A 20,636-nucleotide genomic window follows, 5' to 3' on the forward strand; every position below is an offset into this window, starting at 1 on the left:
TAGCCGAAGCGACCCGGATGGGGACGCCGGTCGAAGCCCAGAGGCGCCGCCAGGCGCGAGGAAAGCGGGGTGAACCGCTGTGTACACAAGCTCTGCCAACGTTGCTGAGCGGCAGTCGGCGCCGCCGTCGCTCGCCATTTCCACGGTGATCTTCGCCCTCCGCCCCAGCGAGACGTCCGGCCGTCCCACGCTGTGGCTCCCGCTGGTGCGCCGCATCCGTGAGCCGTTCAAGGGCCTGTGGGCGCTGCCCGGAGGTCCGCTGACCCACGCCGAATCCCTCCAGGATGCGGCCTCCCGGAACCTTCGGGAAACCACCGGGCTGGCCCCCAATTACCTGGAGCAGCTCTACGCCTTCGGCGGCCTCCACCGCTCTCCGACCCAACGCGTGGTGTCGATCGTGTACTGGGCGCTGGTCCAGCCCACGGAAGCCGCGCTCGCCGACGAGTCCGAAAACGTCAGGTGGTTCCGCGCGGACCGCCTGGGAGACCTGGCCTTCGACCACAACGCGATCGTGGACTACGCCCTCGGACGCCTGCGGAACAAGCTGGCCTACGGTTCCGTTGCCTACCACCTGCTGGGGGAGTACTTCACCCTGGCCCAGGTCCGGGAGGTCTACGAAGCCGTCCTTGACCGTGAGCTGGATCCGGCAAACTTCCGCCGCCAGCTCAAGTCCACGCCGGAAATCGAAGAAACCGGCGAATACCTGCAGGGCGGGAAACACCGCCCTCCCCGCCTCTACCGCTTTACCGGCCGCCCCGGCCTTGACCCAGATAACAGGAGCACACCATGAGCAGCGTCAACACGGCAATCCAGTTGATCACTCGCGAACAGGCCGAACGAAAGGCCGCAGGCGTTGCAGCCGGCACTGCCGCTGCTGCAACGTGTAGCCCGGCACTGGCCCGCGGGCCCTGGGACTACGATCTCGCCGAAGCCCTCGCCGGTGTGCCCGCCTACGGTCCGGGCGCCTCAAGCGCCGACGTCGCCCCCGCCACCACCCCGCGCCAGGGCCAGTTGCCGGAGGAATACAAGAAGGCAAGTGACGCCGAACTGGACGCCCGCATCAGGGCCGCCAAAGCAACCCTCGGGGACAAAGCCGTTATCCTGGGGCACTTCTACCAGCGGGACGAGGTCATCGAATACGCCGACTTCGTGGGCGACTCCTTCCAGCTGGCCAATGCCGCTCTCACCAGGCCGGACGCCGAAGCCATCATCTTCTGCGGCGTGCACTTCATGGCGGAAACCGCGGACATCCTGTCCAAGCCTGACCAGGCGGTCATCCTGCCCAACCTCGCAGCGGGCTGCTCCATGGCGGACATGGCGGACATCGATTCCGTGACCGAGTGCTGGGAACAGCTGGAGGAACTCTTCGGCACCGAGCCCGACGCCGACGGCCGGGTTCCGGTCATCCCGGTCACCTACATGAACTCCTCCGCCGCCCTCAAGGGCTTCTGCGGCGAGAACGGCGGCATCGTCTGCACGTCATCCAATGCCGCCACGGTTCTCGAGTGGGCCTTCCAGCGCGGCCAGCGGGTCCTCTTCTTCCCGGACCAGCACCTGGGCCGCAACACCGCCAAGGCCATGGGCGTGCCGATGGAGCAGATGCCCCTGTGGAATCCGCGCAAGGACTTCGGAGGGAACGACGAACAGACCCTGCTCGATTCCCGCGTGATCCTCTGGCACGGCTTCTGCTCGGTGCACAAGCGCTTCAACGTGGGGCAGATCGAGAAGGCCCGCGCCGAGTTCCCGGGCGTCAACGTGATTGTGCACCCCGAGTGCCCCATGGAAGTTGTGGACGCCGCCGATTCCGCGGGGTCCACCGACTTCATCAGGAAGGCCATCGCTGCGGCCACGGAACCGACCACGTTTGCCATCGGCACCGAGATCAACATGGTCAACCGGCTCGCCGCGGAGTACCCCCGGCACACGATCTTCTGCCTGGACCCGGTGATCTGCCCGTGCTCCACCATGTACCGGATCCACCCGGGCTACCTCGCCTGGGTGCTGGAGGCGCTGGTCAACGGTGAAACCCTGAACCGCATCACCGTGGACGACGACGTTGCAGCGCCCGCGCGCGTAGCCCTCGAGCGGATGCTGGCGGCGCGGCCGTGACCACGGCCCGTGCGGCCCGCAAGGGCGCGCTCGAAGATGCGCCGCAGCGCCGCCGCCTCGTGGTGGTGGGCAGCGGGATTGCCGGGCTCTACGCAGCGCTGCTGGCGGCCGACGCCGAAGGGGGCACTGCGGCGGACGTTGTCCTGCTGAGCAAGGGGCAGCTGGAGCACAGCAACACCTTCTACGCCCAGGGCGGCGTGTCGGCCGTGCTGGAGCCCGGCGAAGCCGCCCCCGGCGACACCGTGGATGCGCATGTCGCCGACACGCTGGCAGCAGGTGCGGGCCTGAACAACCTCGAAGCCGTGCGGATCCTCTGCACGGAAGCAGTGCGGGACATCGCCGGTCTGCGGCGGTACGGAGTCCTTTTCGACGCCGACGCGCAGGGGGACACCGCGCTGGGGCTGGAGGCTGCCCATTCCGCGCCACGCATCCTGCACGCCGGTGGAGACGCCACCGGAGCCCGCATTGCCCGCGGCCTGATCGCCGCCGTCCTGGAGCGCGCGGTGTCCGGCCGGCTCCGGCTGGAAACCGGTGCGTTTGTCACTGAACTGACGACGACGGACGGTCGGGTGACCGGCGTGAATTACCTGCAGGCCGGCGAACTCAAGAGCCTGCCGGCGGCGGGCGTCCTGCTCGCCACCGGCGGCGCGGGCAGGATCTTCGCACGCACCAGCAACCCCCTGGTTGCCACGGCGGACGGACTGGCGCTGGCTTGGCGCGCCGGCGCCGTGGTGGGCGACCTCGAATTCTTCCAGTTCCACCCCACCACCATGGCGATGCCGGAGGCAGCAGGCGGCCCGCCGCCCCTGCTGGTGTCTGAAGCAGTCCGCGGCGAAGGCGCGGTGCTGCTGGATGCCGACGGCCACCGTTTCATGCCGGACTATCATCCGGACGCGGAACTCGCGCCGCGCGACGTCGTCTCCCGCAGCATCGCGCTGCATCTGGCCCGGACCGGCGCACCGGCGGACAGTCCGGTGTTCCTCGACGCCCGGGGCATTGAAGCGGCAAGGGGCTCCGGTTTCCTGGCGCGGCGGTTCCCCACGATCTCCGCCGCCACGGCAGCAGCAGGCTTCGACTGGACCGCTGAACCGCTGCCGGTGTCTCCGGCCGCCCATTACTGGATGGGCGGAGTGGTAACGGACGTGGACGGGCGAACCACCGTTCCGGGACTCTACGCAGCAGGCGAGGTGGCCTGCACCGGCGCCCAGGGCGCCAACAGGCTGGCCAGCAATTCGCTGCTCGAAGGGCTGGTCTTCGGGCGGCGTGCTGTGGAGTCCTTCCTTGATGGGGAGCCGGGTTGGGTGTCGACTGCCGGCGTTCCCCTGCGTGCTGTCTCGGCCGCGGGCGGCCTCACCTTGACGCACGCTTCCGGAACACCCGCAGTCGACGACTCACATCTCACTTTCGCGTACGGGGAAAGTTCCCCAGCGGAGGCCCCCGAAGGTGTTGTTGGGACTGCGACTGATCCCGGGCCGTTTTCCCGTGACGCTTTGGGGCGGTTGATGACGGGTGCTGCCGGGGTGTTGCGCACAGGTGCGGAACTCGACGCCACAGCCGCGCAGCTTGCCCTGTGGCAGGCCTCAATCAGCTCCACTGAAGCCCGGGACCCCCGCGAACACGAGGACCGCAACCTGCTGCTGGCCGCCCGCTTGCTGGTGGAGGCAGCCCGGAAACGGACGGTATCCCTGGGCGCCCACCACCGGGCCGACACGGACCATGCGCCCGCCCCCACCCATTCCATGCAAAGGATCTCCTCATGACCACCACAGCCGCTGAAACGACAGCCCTGACGGGCGTTGAGCCGACCGGCAGCCTTCCCGAAGCAGCAGTGCAGGATGTGCTGCGCGCTGCGCTCGCCGAGGATGCCCCCTATGGCGACATCACCTCGCAGGCCCTCATCCCCGCGGAGGCCCGCGCGACGGCGGTGCTGAACGCCCGGGTGCCGGGAGTCCTGAGCGGAGGAACCGTGTTCGCAGCGGCCATGAAGCTGACGGACCCGGACGCCGTCGTCGAGCTGCTGGTGGCGGACGGCGAACGGTTCGGCGCGGGGACACCGCTGGCCAGGGTGACCGGCAACGCCCGCGCGGTCCTGCTGGCCGAGCGCGTGGCTCTGAACCTGGTCCAGCGGCTGAGTGCGATCGCCACAAAAACCGCTGAATTCGTGGACCTCGTCCAGGGAACCAAAGCCCGGATCACGGACACCCGGAAGACGACGCCAGGCCTGCGCGTGCTGGAACGCTATGCCGTTCGCTGCGGCGGCGGCGCCAACCACCGCTTCAGCCTGTCCGACGCCGTGCTGGCCAAGGACAACCACCTCGCGGTCATCACCGGAGGGGACCCGGCGAAACTCACCGCTGTGCTCAGGGCGGCCAAGGCGCAGCTCGGCCACACCACCCACTTCGAGGTTGAAGTGGACCGGATGGAACAGGTGGAGCCGGTCCTCGCCGCTGGAGTGGACACCATCATGCTGGACAACTTCACGCTCGAGGAACTGGCCGCCGGAGTGGCCCTGGTGGACGGGCGGGCACGGGTGGAAGCCAGCGGCAACGTCAACCTCGGGACCGTGGCAGCGATCGCTGCCACGGGTGTGGACGTCATTTCCATCGGCGGCCTCACCCACAGCGTCATCGCCCTTGACCTGGGCCTGGACGTTGAACTGACGGTGGGCTGAACCGGCCATGATCTTCCTTGACGCAGCGGCCACCACGCCGGTCCGCCGCGAAGTGCTGGAAGCCATGTGGCCCTACCTCACCGGCGAATTCGGTAACCCGTCGAGCCACCACTCGCTCGGCGAGTCCGCCGCCGCGGCGCTCGCAACCGCCCGCACAGCCACCTCCAGGGCGCTGAACTGCCGTCCGGCCGAGATCACCTTCACCTCCGGCGGCACCGAGGCGGACAACCTCGCCGTAAAGGGCATCGCGCTGGCCCGGCAGGCTGCGGACCCGGCCCTCAACCGCGTGGTGATCAGCGCCGTCGAACATCCCGCGGTGGAGGAATCTGCGCGCTACCTCGAACGCTTCCACGGGTTCACCGTTGATATCGTCCCGGTGGACGGCTTCGGGCAGGTCACGCCGGACGCCCTGGCGGCTGTCCTGCGCCCGGAGACCGCGCTGGTCAGCGTGATGTACGCCAACAATGAGGTGGGGACCGTCCAGCCCATCCGGCAGCTCGCCGGCCTGGCCCGGGAATCGGGGATTCCGTTCCACACCGATGCCGTCCAGGCTGCGGGCTGGCTGCCGCTGGACACGAAGATTCTGGGCGTGGACGCCATGAGCATCTCCGGGCACAAACTCGGGGCGCCGAAAGGGAACGGGGCCCTGTTCGTGCGGAGCCGCACCCGCGTTGAGCCCCTGCTCCATGGCGGCGGGCAGGAACGCGGCCGCCGCTCAGGAACAGAGAACGTTGCCGGCGCCGTGGCCCTGGCCACCGCGCTGTCGTTGGTCCGCCCCGAACAGGAGCACGTGGCCGCCCTGCGGGACGAATTCATCCGCGAGGTCCTGGCGGGAGTCCCGGGCGCGCAGCTGACCGGCCACCCGCTGGAGCGGCTGCCGTCGGTGGCTTCGTTCTGCTTCCCGGGAACCAGCGGCGAATCAGTGCTCCTTGAACTGGAACGGCAAGGCGTGGTGTGCTCCAGCGGATCGGCCTGCGCGGCAGGGTCCGACGCCGCCTCGCCGGTGCTACTGGCAATGGGCGTTCCGTCCGAGGTTGCCCAGACCGCCGTCCGCTTCAGCTTTGATGCCGCAGTGACAGCGGCGGAACTGCACGAAGCCGCAGCAGCCGTCAGGAACGCCGTGGGCAGTGTGCTGACGCTCGGTATCCGCTAGGCGGGCAACATCGCGCCGGCAGCGGTGCTGCGTCACCGGTGCCGTGCGCGGCGGAAGATCCAGTGCCGCAGGAGCGCGAAGCGCACGGCGGTTGCCAGGAACCCGGACAGCGTGGTGGTCCACAGCTCATCCGACATGGTGGCCTCCGGGTTGAGCCAGTGCAGCACGCCGAGGCTGCCGCCGGTGATCACCAGCGCAATGACGATCACCACGAGGCCGCTCAGGTGATCCCTGCCAACTTTCCCGCGGCCCGAAATCTTGAACGTCAGCCGCCGGTTCAGGGCCGTGTTCATGACCGAGGTAATGATCAGCGCTGCGGCATTGGCCAGCTGGGACCCCAGCCAGGGCCGGAGCAGGGCGTACAGGGCAAGTGAGGTCAGGGTGCACACGATGCCCACGCCGGTGAACCGGAGCAGCTGCCGGACGGCCGGAAAGCGAAGCATGCCACGGTAGTGTTTCGTGGCTGGAAGGCGCCGCGCGGCAGTTGCGGAACCGGACTGTTGCGTCAGCGGGACGGCGGGCGCAGCAGGTGATTCCATCGCTCAAGCCTGCCACACCGCGCCGGCATATTCGGTCAGGCAGCGCCCCTGACCGGGTTTGTCAGTTCGCCGATTCCCTCGACGCGGCAGGTCACCGTGTCCCCGGGGTGCAGCCGCGCGCTTTCGGCAGGAAATCCCGTGAGGACCAGATCTCCGGGGTGGAGCGTCATGAAGGACGTCAGGTACACCAGGATTTCGTCAACGCCCCAGCCAAGGTCCGCCGAGCTGGCAACCCTGAGCTCACTGCCGTTGTGCACGATGCCGATCGAAAGTGCGGCAGTATCCAGGCCCGTCACGATCCACGGTCCCGCCGGCGTGAACGTGTCCTGGCTCTTGGCGCTGATCCACAGCTCGTCCGTCTTCTGCAACTCCCTGGCCGTGACGTCGTTGCCGATGGTGAAGCCGAGAACGGCCTCCCGCGCATTCTCCAGCGTCAGCCCGCGGGCCTTGCGTCCGACGACGACGGTCAGCTCGGCTTCCGGGTCCACGTGCCCCACTCCCGGCGCGAGTTCTATGGCGTCGCCCGGTCCCACCACGCTGGTGGCTGCCTTGTGGAATGCCTGGGGAGGAAGGTCCCGGCCGGCCTGCCCCGTGTTGTGGGCCATGCCCAGGACATTGGCTGGAACACTGGGTGCCAGGAAAGTGAATGAGTCCTCGTGGACAGCGGAGCCAGGCTCCCAGCCTGCCCGCGGAGCGGCTCCGGCGTTCGCCAGGGAGCCGGGGAAGGGGCTGTCGATGACTGTCCAAAGCTTTCCCGTGTCGCCGCCGAAGTCGTGGGCGTCGTTGGCAACGAAGAACTGTTCAAGCGCGGAGGCGGGGGAGTGCGGACGGACCCGGGCAATTCGGCGCGGCTGGATGGCGGTCATTATGACATCCTACGTCCTGCCCGTGGCCGGGGCGGACTGTTTCGGCCGAGCGGCTCCCGGGGAAGTCGGTCAGTACAGTTCGCCCGCCGGGATCTCCACTGCAAGCCGGTTGGACGGCCCCGCCAGCGGGCATGCCCAGGCTTCGTTGTAGGCGCAGGACGGGTTGTACGCAAAGTTGAAGTCCAGGATGAATTCGGCGCCGGGCCCTGATCCCTGGACCCCGTGGAAGGCTCCCTTGATCGTGTCCAGCAGGTACCGTCCGGCGCCGTAACTGCCGCCGGGCTGTCCCGCGGTCGCGTCCCGGAAGGGCACGAAGATGCCGCCGCCGTAGCCGTGCAGCTTCCAGACGGCCAGCTGCCCCATCTCCGGCAGGTCGAAGGTACCCAGGCGTACGAACCTGACAACGCCGTCGGTCCCGGTCTCAACATTCATCTCCCGGCCGGCGCCCTCCTTTGTCAGGGGAACGTGGAAACGGTAAATGGGGTCGTAGTCAGCTGTCCGGAGGCCGCTGAAGGTGGATTTGGCTTCCGCCGTGAGCGCGGATGCCGGGTGGGTGCCGAACATCCGGTCGCGTTCCTGGCGCCAATATGAGTGGGCCTCAGCGGGACTGTCCGCGGCTATTCTCCGGACGTTCTGGTACATGGCGAAAGTGCGGATCCTCCAGTCGGCGATGTCCAGGGCCGAGATGTCCGCTACGCTGTCCTGCTCCGTGTCAAAGTGCTGTTCCGCCATGTCCCCAGCGTAACCCTCTTTGCGGACGGGAAACCCCGCCCGGCCAACACTCCGCCCGGAACGCGGCGCCTGCGGCGGCGGCGCGGCTACGCTTGCGTCATGACAGGGAAGGCAGCAGCCCGCAGGGCGCGTTTGGGGGCGGCGTTCATCGTCGCAGCCGTAGTGATGTCCGGTTGCAGCGGCGAGGGCAAGGGGGAACCCGCCTGGACGGCGGGCGGCAGTCCAACGGAAAGCACGACGACGGCGGGCACGTCGCCGGCCGCGTCGCCAGGGGCAACTCCCGGCGCCACGGACACCGGAGCGCAACCTTCGCCAACGGGTACGGAATCCGCGTCCGCCGGCGCGACGGCGGCGGCGTGGAAGGCCTTCTCGGATTCCGGCAAGAACGTCAGTTTTGAACTGCCGCAGGACTGGATTGCGCAGTCCGTCACGCCCGACCAGGGGACGCTTCCGGGGGCCATCAAGATCGAAGTCAAGGATGCCAAGGGAGGTTATCTGGCGACGCTGCAGACGGGCCTGCCATCGCCGTCGGCTGCCGCCTGCCAGGAAGCGGCCCGAAAGCCTTACGTGGTGGTCAGCAGCGTTCCGGTGGACCTGCCGCACCGCGAAGGAGACGGTCTGATTGCGCCGCACGTGGTTTTCCGTGTGATCCAGGGTTACAGGTACTTCGGTTCCTACGGCATCACCAACGTGGTGGGAGGAAGTGACGGCAGAGCCTGCGCCCTGCAGAACATTGTGCGCGGTCCGGAGGGCAAGGGGGATGTCTCGTTCGGTGACCTGACCGCACTCGAGGCGTTCGCCCCGGACGAGAAAGTGGCCCCCGCCAAGGCCTTCGATACCCTTGACCAGGCGGCCAAGTATGTCAACGAGGGCTCTGAATTCGCGAATGTCCAGCGGATGCTAATGTCTCTGAAGATCAAAAGTTAGTCCCGCCGCCCGCCCGTAAACCCCACCGGCCGGCACGGGTACTGTTCTGCAACTACCTCACACCCCGGAGATACATGGAACGCAGCGTGGCCGCTCGGCTCGTCTTCAAGACCGCAGCCGAAACCAAAGTCGCACTGGCGGTTGCCGTCGCAAGGAATGCGGGCTATTCGTCGCTCGTGGAAACGATGTCGGTGACCTCCGGGGAGGACCCGGTGCCTGTGACGGAACTTTCCGACCACCACGGCGGACGGTTCCATTACATGGAGTTCGCGGAGCCCGCTGAGGTGACCGTTGACTACACGGCAACTGTTTCCGGGCTGGCGGTTCCGGAGGAGCCCAACCTTATGGAACTGATCCGCTACGTCCGGCCCAGCCGCTACGCGGAGTCGGACCGGCTGTTGCCTACGGCCTACGCCGAATTCGGCGGCCTCCAGGGCGAAGAGCTCCTGCACGCCGTCCGCAACTGGGTCTTCAGCGAGCTCCGCTACGTCAGCGGCTCCTCGCGCGGGACCGACGGCGCGGTGGAGACGCTCCTGCACCGCCGCGGGGTGTGCCGCGACTTCGCCCACCTTGCCATTTCACTGCTGCGCTCCAAGGATGTGCCCGCGAGGCTGGTGGCGGTCTATGCTCCCGGGCTTAGCCCGATGGATTTCCATGCCGTGGCCGAGGCCTATATTAACGGGGCCTGGTACGTCATCGATCCCACCGGGCTCGCCCCGCGGGAGAGCATGCTGAGGATCACCGCCGGCCGGGACTCCTCGGACACAGCGTTCCTGTCCACGGTCGGCGGAAGCCTGTCCCTGAGGGAGCTCCGCGTCACCGCAGTGGTGGACGGGGAGCTGCCCCGGGAAGACCCCGCGAAGCTCGTCGCGATTTCCTGACGCCTAGCGCCCTGACACGGACCCGCGCAGCTTCTCGGTGAGCCGCAACAGTTCGCGCTGTTCGCCGGCGGTCAGCGCCGGCGTCATTAGCGCGGAGATATCACGTACGTGCTCGCGGCCGATCTGCTTCTGCAGCTCCCGGCCGGCGTCCGTCAGTTTCAGGAGGACACCGCGTCCGTCCTGGGGTGCCGGCATACGCTCCACGAGTCCGCGCTTCTCCAGCCTCTCCACCAGCCTGCTGAGGCTGGACTGGCTGAGGAGTACGTTGTCATTCAGCTCGTTCAGGCGCAGCCAGCCGGAAGGGCAGCGTGAGAGCGTGAACAGGACGTCGTATTCGTTGACGGCCAGTGCTTTGAAAGCAGGGCCGGACTGAAGCTTCCGCATTACCGCCACCTGGGCGCGGAACAGTGATTCCCAGGTTTCGGCGGCGAGCCGTACAGGCGACTCGCCCGGCTGCGCGCTCATCAGGCGTCCTGCGCCGTGGGCTTGGTGAGTGAGTCCTCCTGCACCTGGGCAGCCATCCTGGCTGCCACCCGCCCGGCATGGGTGGGCGGTTCCGGCACGTGGGCGGGGGTGAGGGCGGCGTACTCCCTGCGCAGCACCGGCAGGACCTCCTCGCCGAACAGGTCCAGCTGCTCCAGGACGGTCTTCAGGGGAAGGCCGGCGTGGTCGATCAGGAACAGCTGGCGCTGGTAGTCGCCGAAGTACTCGCGGAAGGTCAGGGTCTTTTCGATGACTTCCTGCGGGCTGCCGACTGTCAGCGGGGTCTGCGAGGTGAAGTCCTCCAGCGAGGGGCCGTGGCCGTAAACCGGCGCATTGTCGAAGTACGGGCGGAACTCCTTCACTGCGTCCTGGGAGTTCTTCCGCATGAAGAACTGCCCGCCGAGGCCGACGATCGCCTGGTCGGCCTTGCCGTGGCCGTAGTGCTCGTAGCGTTCGCGGTAGAGGCCGATCAGCTGCTGGTAGTGCTCCTTGGGCCAGAAGATGTTGTTGGCGAAGAAGCCGTCACCGTAGTACGCGGCCACTTCAGCGATCTGGGGCGTGCGAATGGAGCCGTGCCACACAAAGGGGGCCACGCCGTCGAGCGGTCGTGGGGTGGAAGTGAAGTTCTGCAGCGGCGTGCGGTGCTTGCCGGACCAGTTCACGGTGTCTTCGTCCCAGAGCCGGCGCAGTAGGCTGTAGTTCTCGATGGCCAGTTCAATGCCGTCCTGGATGTTCTTGCCGAACCAGGGGTACACCGGCGCCGTGTTGCCGCGGCCCATTACCAGGTCCACGCGACCGTCCGCCAGGTGCTGCAGCATCGCAAAGTCTTCGGCGATCTTCACGGGGTCGTTGGTGGTGATCAGTGTGGTGGCGGTGGACAGGATGATTCGTTCCGTCTGCGCCGCGATGTAGGCCAGTGTGGTGGTGGGGGAGGAAGAGAAGAAGGGGCGGTTGTGGTGCTCGCCAATGGCGTACACGTCCATGCCGATCTCTTCGACCTTCTTGGCAATGGCAACGGACGCTTTGATGCGCTCGTGTTCCGTGGGCGTGCGCCCCGTAGTGGGATCAGTGGTGATGTCACTGACACTGAATACGCCGATCTGCATGGTGTGCCTTTCCGTTTTCCGAACTGCTCCGGGTCTTGTTCCACTATAGCCGATTTACATGCATTTGCATCTATCGTTGGATGTAACGTCCGGCGCGCCAGGATATTCCCGCCCGGTTAAACAGCAGTGCCCGTGCCACCGGGGCGGCACGGGCACTGCTTGGTTCAGGATCGTCAGTTCTTCAGGGTCCGGGGCTACTCGGGTTCGCCGGCTGCAGCCCGGCGGCCGGAGACCTTGGGGACCATGCCTGTTGTCCAGTCACGGAACTCTGCGTCGACGTCGTCCGGCGGCCCGAAGTCGGGGCGTTCGTGCATCGCACGGAGCAGCGCCTTCTTCTCACGGCGCCCTTCCACCAGCCGATAGAGGACCGGCACCAGGACCAGCGTCAGCGCCGTCGAGGACACCAGGCCGCCGATCACCACCACCGCCAGGGGCTGGGAGATGAAACCCCCTCCGCCGGTGAGGCCCAACGCCATGGGCGTGAGTGCGAAAACGGTGGCCAGGGCTGTCATCAGGATGGGGCGCAGGCGCTGCCGCGCACCGTGGGTGATGGCGTCGGCCACGTTCATTCCGGGCTGGCCGTTCCGCGGCTGCCGGTACTGGTTGATGAGGTCGATCAGGACGATGGCGTTGGTCACCACAATGCCCACCAGCATGAGCATGCCGATCAGTGACGGCAGGCCCAGCGGCACGCCGGTCGCCAGCAGCAGGGCAACGGCCCCCGTGGCTGCGAACGGAACGGATACCAGAAGGATGAGCGGCTGGATGAGCGATTTGAAGGCCGCCACCATGATCACGTACACGATGGCGATCGCGGCCAGTAGCGCCAGGCCCAGCTGCTGGAACGACTCCGTCTGCTGCGTGGTGGCGCCGCCGATCTCCGCCGTGACGCCGGCCGGGAGTTCCACCCCCTTGAGCCGGCTTTGCACCTCGGTGCTCACCGCGCCCAGATTGGCGCCAGACGGCGTCACCGAGACCCGCGCGGTACGCTGGCCGTTGCTGGCGGTGATGGACACGGGGATGTCAACCTGTTCCACGGTGGCGATGCTTCCCAGCGTCACGGCCCCGCCGGATGCCGGCAGTGGGATGTTCCGCACCGCGGCGACGCTTGTGAACCGCGTGCCCTCGCCGATCTGCACCGGGAAATCGTTGGTATCGATGCGCACTGTTCCGGCTGGCAACGGACTGATCGTGGAGGCCAGGACGCCGGCCACCTGCTCCTCGTTCAGGCCGGCCGCGACCGCTTTGGCGCGGTCCACCTTGACCTGAACCACCGGCTGGCTGGCTGCAAGGTTCGTGGCAACCTCAGTACTGCCCGGGACACCCTCCATGGCCTTGACCATGGCATCGCTTGCGGTCCTGAGGTCCGCTGAGTTGGCCGCCTTCAGGGTGATGTCCACCGTCGAGGTGGTGCCGAATCCGCCCTGCTGGGATCCCACGGAGATCTTTCCCGCGTCACTGATCTTCGCCAGTTCGTTGCGGACGGTTTCCTGCAGCCGGGCCTGGTTGGCCTTCTCCTCGGTGACCACGGTGAACGAGGAGTTCGAGGCGCCGCTGGACGTGAGCGCGGTGAAGCCGGTCTGCGCGTTCCCCGACGTGACCTGTACGTCCTTGATGCCGTCGATGTTCCGCAGTACTTCCTCGACCTTCACTGCTGCCGCGCTGGTGTCCGTGAGGCTCGTACCGGCCGGAAGGACCTGCTTGACAGTCATGCTGTTCTCGCCGGAACGGCCCAGCAGGTCGGTGGCGAGCAGCGGCGTCATCGCCGCCGTCCCGCCGAGGACCAGGACTGCGGCGATGAGTGTCACCACCGGGTGCTTCTGTGTCTTGTCGAGGACGGGCAGGTAGCCGCGCTGCAACAGGCTGCGCTGCTCGGCCTCATGCGCCTTGGCCGCGGCTTCGCGCGCCGCCGCGGCGGACAGGGAAGCCCCTGTGCTGTCAGCCGGTGACTTGAGGAACCAATAGGCCAGTACGGGGACGATGGTGAGGGACACCAGCAGCGACGAGAGCAGCGCGATGGTCACCGTCAGGGCGAAGGGCCGGAACAGCTCGCCGGCCAGTTCCCCGACGAACGCAATCGGAAGGAAGACTGCCACTGTGGTCAGCGTCGACGCCGTGATGGCGCCGGCGACCTCGCGGATGGAGGTCAGGATGGCTGACAGTTTTGACTCGCCGTAGCTGAGGTGGCGCTTGATGTTCTCGATCACCACAATCGAGTCATCCACCACGCGTCCGATTGCGATGGTGAGTGCTCCGAGGGTCAGGATGTTCAGGGAGTAACCCGTTGCGGAGAGGCCGATGAAAGTGATGAGCAGGGACAGCGGGATGGAGACGGCAGTGACCAGCGTGGACCGCACGGACATCAGGAACACCAGGATCACTGCGACGGCAAAGCCCAGGCCCAGCAGGCCTTCCGTGGTGAGGTCTTTAATGGACTTTTCGATGAACGGGGCCTGGTCGAACACCGGGGTGAACTTGGCGTTGGAGCCCAGCTCAGCCTCGAGCTGGCCGATGGAGTCCTTCACTGCATGCGAGATCGCCACCGTGTCGCCCTCGGGCTTTTTGGTCACGGAGAGCGCCAGCGTTTCCTTGCCGTTGGTGCGGGTAATCGACGTGCGGACGTCATCCTTGATGCTGACGTCCGCGACGCTGCCGATGGTGGCGGCGTCTTTGGCGCCGCCAAGCGGCAGGGCCTTGACGGCGTCCAGGGAGTCCACCGGGCTGCCGATCTGCAGCGAGAGCGTTTTGCCTTGTTCCTCGATGGTGCCCGCCGGAATAAGCGCCCCGTTGTTCTTCAGCGCATTGCTGATGGACTGGATGGTGGCGCCCTTGGCCGCCATGGCCTCGGGGCGGGGGAGGATCTGGATGTGCTGGCTGGCGCCGCCGGTGACGTCGGCGCCCCTGACGCCGTCGAGCTTCTGAAGCCGGGGGACACTGAGGCGTTGCAGGTCGGCGTTTAGTTCACTGAGCGGTTTGTCGGAAGAGACTGCCAGGAACACAATCGGGAAATCGCTGATGCTGCCTGCAATGGCCTGCGGCTGGACATCATCGGGCAGGGCGCGCTTGGCGTTGGAAATGGCACGGTCGATCTGGTTCCGTGCCCGGTCCAGGTTTGAACCGTAGGTGAACACCATGGTGATCTGCGAAACGCCCGTGCGGGAAGTGGACGACGTCGATTCAAGCCCCTCGACACCGTTCAGTGCAGTCTCGAGGGGCCCGCTCACCTGCTTGTCCACTACCTCCGGCGATGCACCGGGCATGGCCGAGATGACCGTGATCTGCGGAAACTCGATGGAGGGAATGAGTTCCTGCTTGAGCGAGGACATGGTGATCACGCCGAACACCGACGCGAAGACGGTGATCAGCGCGATCAGTGCCCTGTTTGCCAGCGATAGTTTTGCCAGCCGGTACATCTCATTGTCTCCTGGTGGGTTAACGGTCTTGTGGTTGGGGGTGGAACCTGCCGTAACCCGAACAGGGTCTCAGCTGGAGGGTGCGTCTATGGCTTCCAGCTGGAGGGTTTTGGCGGTTTCCGCCTCCAGCCGTTCGGCCAATTCCGGGTTGTCGTTGAGCTTGATGCCGTAGCCGGGCATCATTTCCTTGAGCTTGGACTGCCAGCCCTTGAAGTTCCTGGGGAAGGACTTCTGGAGGAGTTCGATCATGATGGGGACTGCGGTGGAGGCTCCCGGGGAAGCACCAAGCAGCGCACCGATGGAACCGTCGCGCGCGGCGATCACTTCAGTACCGAACTGGAGGACACCACCCTTCTTCGGATCCTTCTTGATGATCTGAACACGCTGGCCGGCGGTAATGAGTTCCCAATCGCCGTCTTTTGCTTCCGGGTAATACTCGCGAAGGGCCTCCACCTTGTCGCCGTGCCGCTTCGCGACTTCCTTGACCAGGTAGGCCGTCAGGTCCATGTTGTCCTTCGCCACGGCAAGCATCGGAATGATGTTGCCCGGGCGGATCGACAACGGCAGGTCCAGGTACGAGCCGTTCTTCAGGAAGTTGGTTGAGAATCCGGCGTAGGGCCCGAAGAGCAGCGAACGCTTGCCGTCGACGTAACGGGTGTCAAGGTGCGGAACGGACATGGGCGGGGCTCCCACGGACGCCTGGCCGTAGACCTTGGCGCTGTGCTGGGCGGCGAGGGCCTCGTCGGTGCAGCGGAAGAACTGGCCGGAAACCGGGAAACCGCCGTAGCCCTTGCTCTCGGGGATGCCGGAGGCCTGCAGCAGATGCAGTGCACCGCCGCCGGCACCGACGAACACGAACTTCGCGTGGATGTTGCCGTGCTCTCCGGACTTCTTGTGCTTGAGCGTCAGGTCCCAGCCGCCACCAGGGGCGCGCCGGATGCCGTTGACGTCGTGTCCGTAGTTGATCTCCACGCCGTTGTTGCCAAGGTACGTGGTCAGCTCACGGGTCAGTGCGCCGAAGTCGACGTCGGTTCCCTCGGCCGCGCGCGTGGCCGCAATCCTCTGCTTCGGGTCACGGCCCTTGACGATCAAGGGCGCCCACTTGGCAATCTGTGCGTGGTCTTCGGAGTACTCCATGGAACGGAAGAGGGTGTTCGGCTTCAGTGCCTCGTACCGGGTCTTCAGGAAGTCCGCATTGGCGTCCCCGATGACGAAACTCATGTGGGGGACCGTATTGATGAACCCCTTGGGGGAGCCGATGAGCGAGTTGCTGACCAGGTGGGACCAGAACTGGCGGGACAGCTGGAACTGCTCGTTGATGTGCAGCGCCTTGGATGGATCAACCGAGCCGTCTTTGGCTGCGGGCGAGTAGTTAAGCTCACACAGGGCGGCGTGCCCTGTGCCTGCGTTGTTCCACGGGCCCGAGCTTTCCAGGCCGGCTTCGTCGAGCCGTTCGAACAGCGAAATGGTCCAGTTCGGTTCGAGCTGCTTGATGAACGCACCCAGCGTGGCGCTCATGATGCCGCCGCCAATCAGGACGACGTCGGCATGTTGGGTCTTGGAAATGAAAGTCACAATCAGTCTCCGATAGCAGCGGCTCTGGCTGTCACAGAATATCCCCGAGCACCCTACTAACTGAAATTGGGGCAGTCCGTCAAGGTTTTAGCTCCACCTTTGTGAAAACCTCGTTTAATACCGGTGAGGCAGGGTACTTCAGCACCCGGTCGGAGAGTGCCAGCGCTGAAATGGGGAAAGCGATGGGGACGGCGGGGACCGATTCGGCGATCTGGGCGTTGATGGTGCGGTATTGCTCCGTCCGCTCCTCGCCCTCAGGCAAGCCGCGTGCCCGCGCGATCTTCGAAAAGACCTGCGGGTCCTGGTAGCCGAATTCGCCGTTCTTCTCGCCAAACAGGGGACCCACAAAGTTGTCCGGATCGGAGTAGGAACCGTTCCAGCCGAGCAGGTGCAGGGCGTGGTCCCCGGGTGACTGGACTTTCTGCAGGTACCCGTCCGACCACTCCACCGGAACCGGCTTGATGTTCAGCCCCACGGCGGTGAGTTGCTTGCTGAGCTCTGCGTACACCTTTTCCGGTGTGGGAAGGTATGGCCTGGTGACATTAAGGGGGTAGTAGAACTTGAGTTCCTCGCCCTTGTACCCGGCTTCCTCCAGAAGCGCCTTCGCCTTGGCCGGGTCGTGGCCCAGGGAGGGGGCGTTGTTGTTGAACCCGCTGAGCTTGGGCGGGACGAACTGGGTTGCCTGCGCGGTGTTGTCGATGAAGAACCGGCGGATCAGCGTTTCCTTGTCCACCGCCAACTCGATGGCCTGGCGCACCTTGATGTTCTGCAGGATGGGCACTTCCTGGTTCATGCCCAGGTACATCACGGAGAACGGGTCGCGCTGGATGATCTGCTGTCCGCGTTTGACGAGCTGGTCGAAGTTGCCCACGGTGACGGCATCATAGCCGTCGATCTTGCCGTCGAGGAGAGCCTGGAGCCTGGACTGCGGGTGATCGTAGGTGACGAAGTTGATGGTGCCGATCTGCCCCCTGTCACCCCAATAGTCCTTGTTGCTGACCAGCTTGACGCTGGAGTCCTGCCACGCGGCGAAGCTGTAGGGACCGGTACCGACGGGGTGCAGGGCATAGGCCGACACGGGCTGGCCGTCCCGGGTCTGGCTGAGGCTGTCCGCCTTCTGCGCCGCCATGGCCGTAGGGGAGGACATGGCGAAGGCCGGGAGCGTCAGCGCCTGGAGGAACCCGGTGAACGGCTGGGTGAGGTCGATCCGGACGTTCCCCGCAGAAACGGCGGTGCAGCCCTTGTAGATGGAGAGCGACGCCTGGTCGGCGTAGGCCTTGAACACGCCCTTGAACGACGTTCCGGGCGCCTGCTTCCGCAGGCTCGCCGGGAAGTTGAACCATCTGTTGAAGTTGGAGCAGACAGCCGCGGCATCGAAGGGTGTGCCGTCCTGGAAGATGACGCCCTCACGGAGCTTGAAGGTGTAGGCGCGGCCCTCGTTGGATTCCGCCCACTCAGTGGCGAGCAGGGGAGTGGGCAGCCCCGTGGTCTGGTCCACTCCCACAAGGCCCTCCAGGACCTGGCGGGTGATCCGGTAGGACTCCACATCGGATGCCAGCGCGGGATCAAGTCCCAGCGGCTGGGCCGCCGTGCCGAAGGTGAAAGTCGCGGTAGGGGCAGCGGCAGTAGTGCCTGCAGGAGCCGCAGAGGGCGACGCCGGAGCCGGGGCAGGCGTTCCTGTGCATGCGGCCAGCAGCAGCGACAGGACCCCTGCACCGATACTGACCGCAATGCGGCGCGATTTACTGCTGGGCACTCGATGATCACCTCTGGGCAGGCCGGAAGGTCCGCGGACAGCGGACCGGTCCCCAGTCTAATTGAACGATCCTGGACACTCGCCGGGTGCGCCACCCGATGCCGGCCGCGCCCTCCGGAAGACAAAGCTGAGGCCCGCACCGGACGGTGCGGGCCTCAGTTTCTCCAGGATCGGCCCAGGGAGTCAGGCTGGAGCCGGGACAGGAGTGTTCGTGGTTGCCTACTTCGGCATCAGGACGGAGTCCACCAGGTAGACCGTGGCGTTGGCCGTCTTGACGCCGCCGCAGATGACGCTGGCGTCATCGACCTTCAGTGCGTCCTTGGTGCCGGTCACGGTGACCGAGCCGCCCTGGACAGTCTTGTGGGTGCCCACAATGTTGTCGGGGGTGATCTGGCCGGGAACAACGTGGTAAGTCAGGATCTTGCTCAGGAGGGCATCGTCGGTCTTGAGCGTTTCGATAGTGGCGGCGTCGATCTTGGCGAACGCATCATCCACCGGTGCGAAGACCGTGAATTCACTGCCGTTGAGCGTATCCACGAGGTTGACCTTGGGGTTGAGCTTGCCGGAAACCGCCGCCGTGAGAGTGGTCAGCAGCGGGTTGTTCGAGGCTGCGACCGCGACCGGATCGAGGGCCATGCCTGATACCGATCCTGCACCGCTGGGAACCTTCTCGGCGTAACCTGCGCAGCCGGGGCCCACCAGGTTGGCGGCGGGATCCATCGCCGCCGCGGAGCTGGCCGACGGTGACGGCGCCATGCTCGAAGCAGACGGGGTTGAAGCCGGTGCGGAGGAGCTGTTGGCCGTGGTGGCCGATCCGCCGCATGCGGTCAGGCTCAGCAGAGCTGCAGCTGCAACACCTGCAACGGTGAAAGTTGTGCGCTTGAATGACTGCATTTCGATTCTCCTTGTTAGTGCCGATTATTGCCTGCGGCGAACGACTTCTTCGATCACTGCACTGGCTGTTTCCGACTGTGGGCACCGACCCTTGGTTGGTGTCTCAATGGGTATTCGGCAGTTCGGCAGTAATGGATGGGTGACGGGGGAGAATCTTTTTTTCGGGGGCCTTCCGGTGCCGGTGCGGCGGCGTTAAACAAAGGAATCCCGGACCGTGGGGCCCGGGATTCCGAGGGTTGTGCTGCTGTGCGCAAGGGGGGACTTGAACCCCCACGCCCGAAGGCACAGGAACCTAAATCCTGCGTGTCTGCCAATTTCACCACTCGCGCGCGGCGCCGTCGTGCGTGTTTTTCCTGCTGTCCGGGGAAAGCGAAAAGACGTTCGACGGCGGATTCCAGGCTCCAGTGTACCTGCCGGGCGCGCCTTCCGCTTGGGGGCGGATCAGCAGCGCCCGCTGGCGCCCGGAGTCCGGCTAGGCCAGTCCGAGGTCCCGGCGGAGCTTGGCCACGTGGCCGGTGGCCCGCACGTTGTACTGTGCCACGGCGACGTTGCCGTCCGGGTCCACTACGACAGTGGACCGGATGAGGCCCTCGTATGTCCGCCCGTAGTTCTTTTTCTCCCCCCACGCGGCGTAAGCCTCAGCCACGGCGTGGTCCTCGTCGGACAACAGGGGGAAAGTCAGGCCTTCCTTCTCGGCGAACGTGGCGAGTTTCCCGACCGGATCGGGGGAGACACCCAGGACGTCGTAGCCTTCACGTTGCAGGGAGGCAAGGGTGTCGCGGAAGTCGCACGCTTCCTTGGTGCAGCCGGGCGTGGATGCGGCCGGATAGAAGTAAACGATGGTGTTCCGGCCGCGGTAGTCCTTCAGGCTGACGTCCTTCCCTGCGGAGTCCTTCAGAGTAAAGTCCGGCGCCGGAGTGCCGGGAATGAGTCGTTCAGCCAATATTTTCTCCTTAGGAATGTTGTGGACATTTAAGCTTAGTAAGCGGGGGAAGCGAGGGACGAATCCCACGCTGGCTATACTAAGTTGTATGCCTGATATGGATCGCTGGCCCACTGGGCGCCTCTTGTCCACCGCGGCACGGCTCGTGGAACACTCCTGGAACGAGAAGCTGGGAGCCATTGGGCTCACCCATGCGGGGGTCATCGCCATGGAAGTTCTTGCCCACAATGGACCCATGACCCAGGCACAGCTGGCTCAGTTGGTCCGCGTGCAGGCGCAGACCATGGGCAAAACCCTCAGCCGGCTCGAGGTGCATGGGCACATCCGCCGTGAACGCAGCACGTCCGACCGGCGGAGCCACGTGGTGTCCCTGACCGAGCGCGGAGTTGAAGCCGTGGCCGCTGCAGCCGACATGGAACGAACCGTGCTGGCGGCCGCATCGATCGATCCCGACGTTCTCCGGCAGGAGCTCCAGGCCGTAGTGACCGTCCTGGCCAGCCGTTTTTCCTCGCCGGAGACCAAAGCAATCGTGGCAGGTGCCGAGTCCGGCCTCACCGTGGAAGCGAACAGCGTCAACTGACCACCCGG

The 20,636-nt window shown here is 65.9% G+C and carries 18 protein-coding genes and 1 tRNA gene; 8 read left to right on the forward strand and 11 right to left on the reverse strand.

Annotated features, from left to right (window positions below; translation table 11 throughout):
* Window positions 1–79: 79 nt before the first annotated feature.
* From JOE31_RS09965 to JOE31_RS09985, 5 genes are read left to right on the forward strand one after another with little or no spacing between them, the layout of a single operon-like run.
* Window positions 80–790, forward strand: coding sequence for an NUDIX domain-containing protein (locus JOE31_RS09965; RefSeq protein WP_209743754.1), 711 nt, complete (start codon window positions 80–82; stop codon window positions 788–790).
* Window positions 787–2,109: a quinolinate synthase NadA gene (gene nadA / locus JOE31_RS09970; protein WP_209743758.1), complete on the forward strand. Its 1,323-nt coding sequence runs from the start codon at window positions 787–789 to the stop codon at window positions 2,107–2,109. Before JOE31_RS09965 ends, nadA begins: the two co-directional genes overlap by 4 nt.
* Complete coding sequence (locus JOE31_RS09975) at window positions 2,106–3,869, forward strand: L-aspartate oxidase (RefSeq protein ID WP_209743763.1); 1,764 nt, start codon at window positions 2,106–2,108, stop codon at window positions 3,867–3,869. The genes nadA and JOE31_RS09975 overlap by 4 nt, the downstream gene beginning before the upstream one ends.
* On the forward strand, window positions 3,866–4,780 hold the full coding sequence (gene nadC, locus JOE31_RS09980) for a carboxylating nicotinate-nucleotide diphosphorylase (protein ID WP_209743766.1): 915 nt from the start codon (window positions 3,866–3,868) through the stop codon (window positions 4,778–4,780). Before JOE31_RS09975 ends, nadC begins: the two co-directional genes overlap by 4 nt.
* 7 nt (window positions 4,781–4,787) lie before the next feature.
* The gene (locus tag JOE31_RS09985) at window positions 4,788–5,933 is read left to right on the forward strand and encodes a cysteine desulfurase family protein (protein WP_209743770.1); all 1,146 of its coding nucleotides are present in this window, start codon (window positions 4,788–4,790) and stop codon (window positions 5,931–5,933) included.
* A 32-nt stretch (window positions 5,934–5,965) separates the two neighbouring features.
* On the opposite strand, the gene JOE31_RS09990 is transcribed toward JOE31_RS09985, so the two are convergent.
* The 3 genes from JOE31_RS09990 to JOE31_RS10000 form a co-directional block, all read right to left on the reverse strand.
* Complete coding sequence (locus JOE31_RS09990; RefSeq protein WP_209743773.1) at window positions 5,966–6,472, reverse strand: GtrA family protein; 507 nt, start codon at window positions 6,470–6,472, stop codon at window positions 5,966–5,968.
* A gap of 35 nt (window positions 6,473–6,507) precedes the next feature.
* Entirely contained in the window at window positions 6,508–7,338 is an 831-nt protein-coding gene (locus tag JOE31_RS09995; protein WP_209743776.1) for a fumarylacetoacetate hydrolase family protein, read from the reverse strand.
* A 69-nt stretch (window positions 7,339–7,407) separates the two neighbouring features.
* On the reverse strand, window positions 7,408–8,070 hold the full coding sequence (locus JOE31_RS10000) for a DUF1684 domain-containing protein (protein ID WP_209743779.1): 663 nt from the start codon (window positions 8,068–8,070) through the stop codon (window positions 7,408–7,410).
* 99 nt (window positions 8,071–8,169) lie between these two features.
* Here JOE31_RS10000 and JOE31_RS10005 point away from each other — a divergent pair, with 99 nt between their 5' ends.
* Together JOE31_RS10005 and JOE31_RS10010 are read left to right on the forward strand one after the other, a co-directional pair.
* Window positions 8,170–8,997, forward strand: coding sequence for a hypothetical protein (locus tag JOE31_RS10005; RefSeq protein WP_209743782.1), 828 nt, complete (start codon window positions 8,170–8,172; stop codon window positions 8,995–8,997).
* A gap of 74 nt (window positions 8,998–9,071) precedes the next feature.
* Window positions 9,072–9,878: a transglutaminase family protein gene (locus JOE31_RS10010; protein ID WP_209743784.1), complete on the forward strand. Its 807-nt coding sequence runs from the start codon at window positions 9,072–9,074 to the stop codon at window positions 9,876–9,878.
* Between the two features lie 3 nt (window positions 9,879–9,881).
* Here the strand turns inward: JOE31_RS10010 and JOE31_RS10015 are convergent, their stop codons facing one another.
* From JOE31_RS10015 to bcp, 8 genes are all read right to left on the reverse strand, one after another.
* On the reverse strand, window positions 9,882–10,343 hold the full coding sequence (locus JOE31_RS10015; RefSeq protein ID WP_209743788.1) for a MarR family winged helix-turn-helix transcriptional regulator: 462 nt from the start codon (window positions 10,341–10,343) through the stop codon (window positions 9,882–9,884).
* Window positions 10,343–11,467 carry an LLM class flavin-dependent oxidoreductase gene (locus tag JOE31_RS10020; RefSeq protein WP_011692392.1) on the reverse strand — a complete coding sequence of 375 codons (1,125 nt, stop codon included), beginning with the start codon at window positions 11,465–11,467 and terminating at the stop codon, window positions 10,343–10,345. Before JOE31_RS10020 ends, JOE31_RS10015 begins: the two co-directional genes overlap by 1 nt.
* Window positions 11,468–11,661: 194 nt before the next feature.
* Window positions 11,662–14,880, reverse strand: coding sequence for an efflux RND transporter permease subunit (locus JOE31_RS10025; RefSeq protein WP_209743790.1), 3,219 nt, complete (start codon window positions 14,878–14,880; stop codon window positions 11,662–11,664).
* A gap of 69 nt (window positions 14,881–14,949) precedes the next feature.
* Window positions 14,950–16,455, reverse strand: a complete 1,506-nt coding sequence (locus JOE31_RS10030) for a malate:quinone oxidoreductase (RefSeq protein ID WP_209743792.1) — start codon at window positions 16,453–16,455, stop codon at window positions 14,950–14,952.
* Window positions 16,456–16,534: 79 nt separating this feature from the next.
* Window positions 16,535–18,211: an ABC transporter substrate-binding protein gene (locus JOE31_RS10035; RefSeq protein ID WP_209743794.1), complete on the reverse strand. Its 1,677-nt coding sequence runs from the start codon at window positions 18,209–18,211 to the stop codon at window positions 16,535–16,537.
* A gap of 219 nt (window positions 18,212–18,430) precedes the next feature.
* The gene (locus JOE31_RS10040) at window positions 18,431–19,105 is read right to left on the reverse strand and encodes a fasciclin domain-containing protein (RefSeq protein WP_209743796.1); all 675 of its coding nucleotides are present in this window, start codon (window positions 19,103–19,105) and stop codon (window positions 18,431–18,433) included.
* Window positions 19,106–19,352: 247 nt separating this feature from the next.
* Window positions 19,353–19,434 (reverse strand) — tRNA-Leu (locus JOE31_RS10045).
* Window positions 19,435–19,577: 143 nt separating this feature from the next.
* A complete protein-coding gene (gene bcp / locus JOE31_RS10050; RefSeq protein WP_209743798.1) occupies window positions 19,578–20,048 on the reverse strand; it encodes a thioredoxin-dependent thiol peroxidase in 471 nt (156 codons plus the stop codon).
* A 97-nt stretch (window positions 20,049–20,145) separates the two neighbouring features.
* Here bcp and JOE31_RS10055 point away from each other — a divergent pair, with 97 nt between their 5' ends.
* Complete coding sequence (locus JOE31_RS10055; RefSeq protein WP_209748321.1) at window positions 20,146–20,628, forward strand: MarR family winged helix-turn-helix transcriptional regulator; 483 nt, start codon at window positions 20,146–20,148, stop codon at window positions 20,626–20,628.
* Window positions 20,629–20,636: the final 8 nt, after the last annotated feature.

Origin of the sequence: Arthrobacter sp. PvP023 (genome assembly GCF_017832975.1) — a bacterium.
Classification (GTDB): Bacteria; Actinomycetota; Actinomycetes; order Actinomycetales; family Micrococcaceae; genus Arthrobacter.

Excerpts from the sequence above, each read along its gene's own strand:
- JOE31_RS10055 (WP_209748321.1), top strand. The coding sequence starts at position 20,146 with ATGGATCGCTGGCCCACTGGGCGCCTCTTGTCCACCGCGGCACGGCTC.
- JOE31_RS10010 (WP_209743784.1), top strand. The coding sequence starts at position 9,072 with ATGGAACGCAGCGTGGCCGCTCGGCTCGTCTTCAAGACCGCAGCCGAA.
- JOE31_RS10015 (WP_209743788.1), bottom strand. The coding sequence starts at position 10,343 with ATGAGCGCGCAGCCGGGCGAGTCGCCTGTACGGCTCGCCGCCGAAACC.
- JOE31_RS10000 (WP_209743779.1), bottom strand. The coding sequence starts at position 8,070 with ATGGCGGAACAGCACTTTGACACGGAGCAGGACAGCGTAGCGGACATC.
- JOE31_RS09985 (WP_209743770.1), top strand. The coding sequence starts at position 4,788 with ATGATCTTCCTTGACGCAGCGGCCACCACGCCGGTCCGCCGCGAAGTG.
- JOE31_RS09995 (WP_209743776.1), bottom strand. The coding sequence starts at position 7,338 with ATGACCGCCATCCAGCCGCGCCGAATTGCCCGGGTCCGTCCGCACTCC.
- nadC (WP_209743766.1), top strand. The coding sequence starts at position 3,866 with ATGACCACCACAGCCGCTGAAACGACAGCCCTGACGGGCGTTGAGCCG.
- JOE31_RS10025 (WP_209743790.1), bottom strand. The coding sequence starts at position 14,880 with ATGTACCGGCTGGCAAAACTATCGCTGGCAAACAGGGCACTGATCGCG.
- JOE31_RS09990 (WP_209743773.1), bottom strand. The coding sequence starts at position 6,472 with ATGGAATCACCTGCTGCGCCCGCCGTCCCGCTGACGCAACAGTCCGGT.
- JOE31_RS10040 (WP_209743796.1), bottom strand. The coding sequence starts at position 19,105 with ATGCAGTCATTCAAGCGCACAACTTTCACCGTTGCAGGTGTTGCAGCT.
- JOE31_RS10005 (WP_209743782.1), top strand. The coding sequence starts at position 8,170 with ATGACAGGGAAGGCAGCAGCCCGCAGGGCGCGTTTGGGGGCGGCGTTC.
- nadA (WP_209743758.1), top strand. The coding sequence starts at position 787 with ATGAGCAGCGTCAACACGGCAATCCAGTTGATCACTCGCGAACAGGCC.
- JOE31_RS10020 (WP_011692392.1), bottom strand. The coding sequence starts at position 11,467 with ATGCAGATCGGCGTATTCAGTGTCAGTGACATCACCACTGATCCCACT.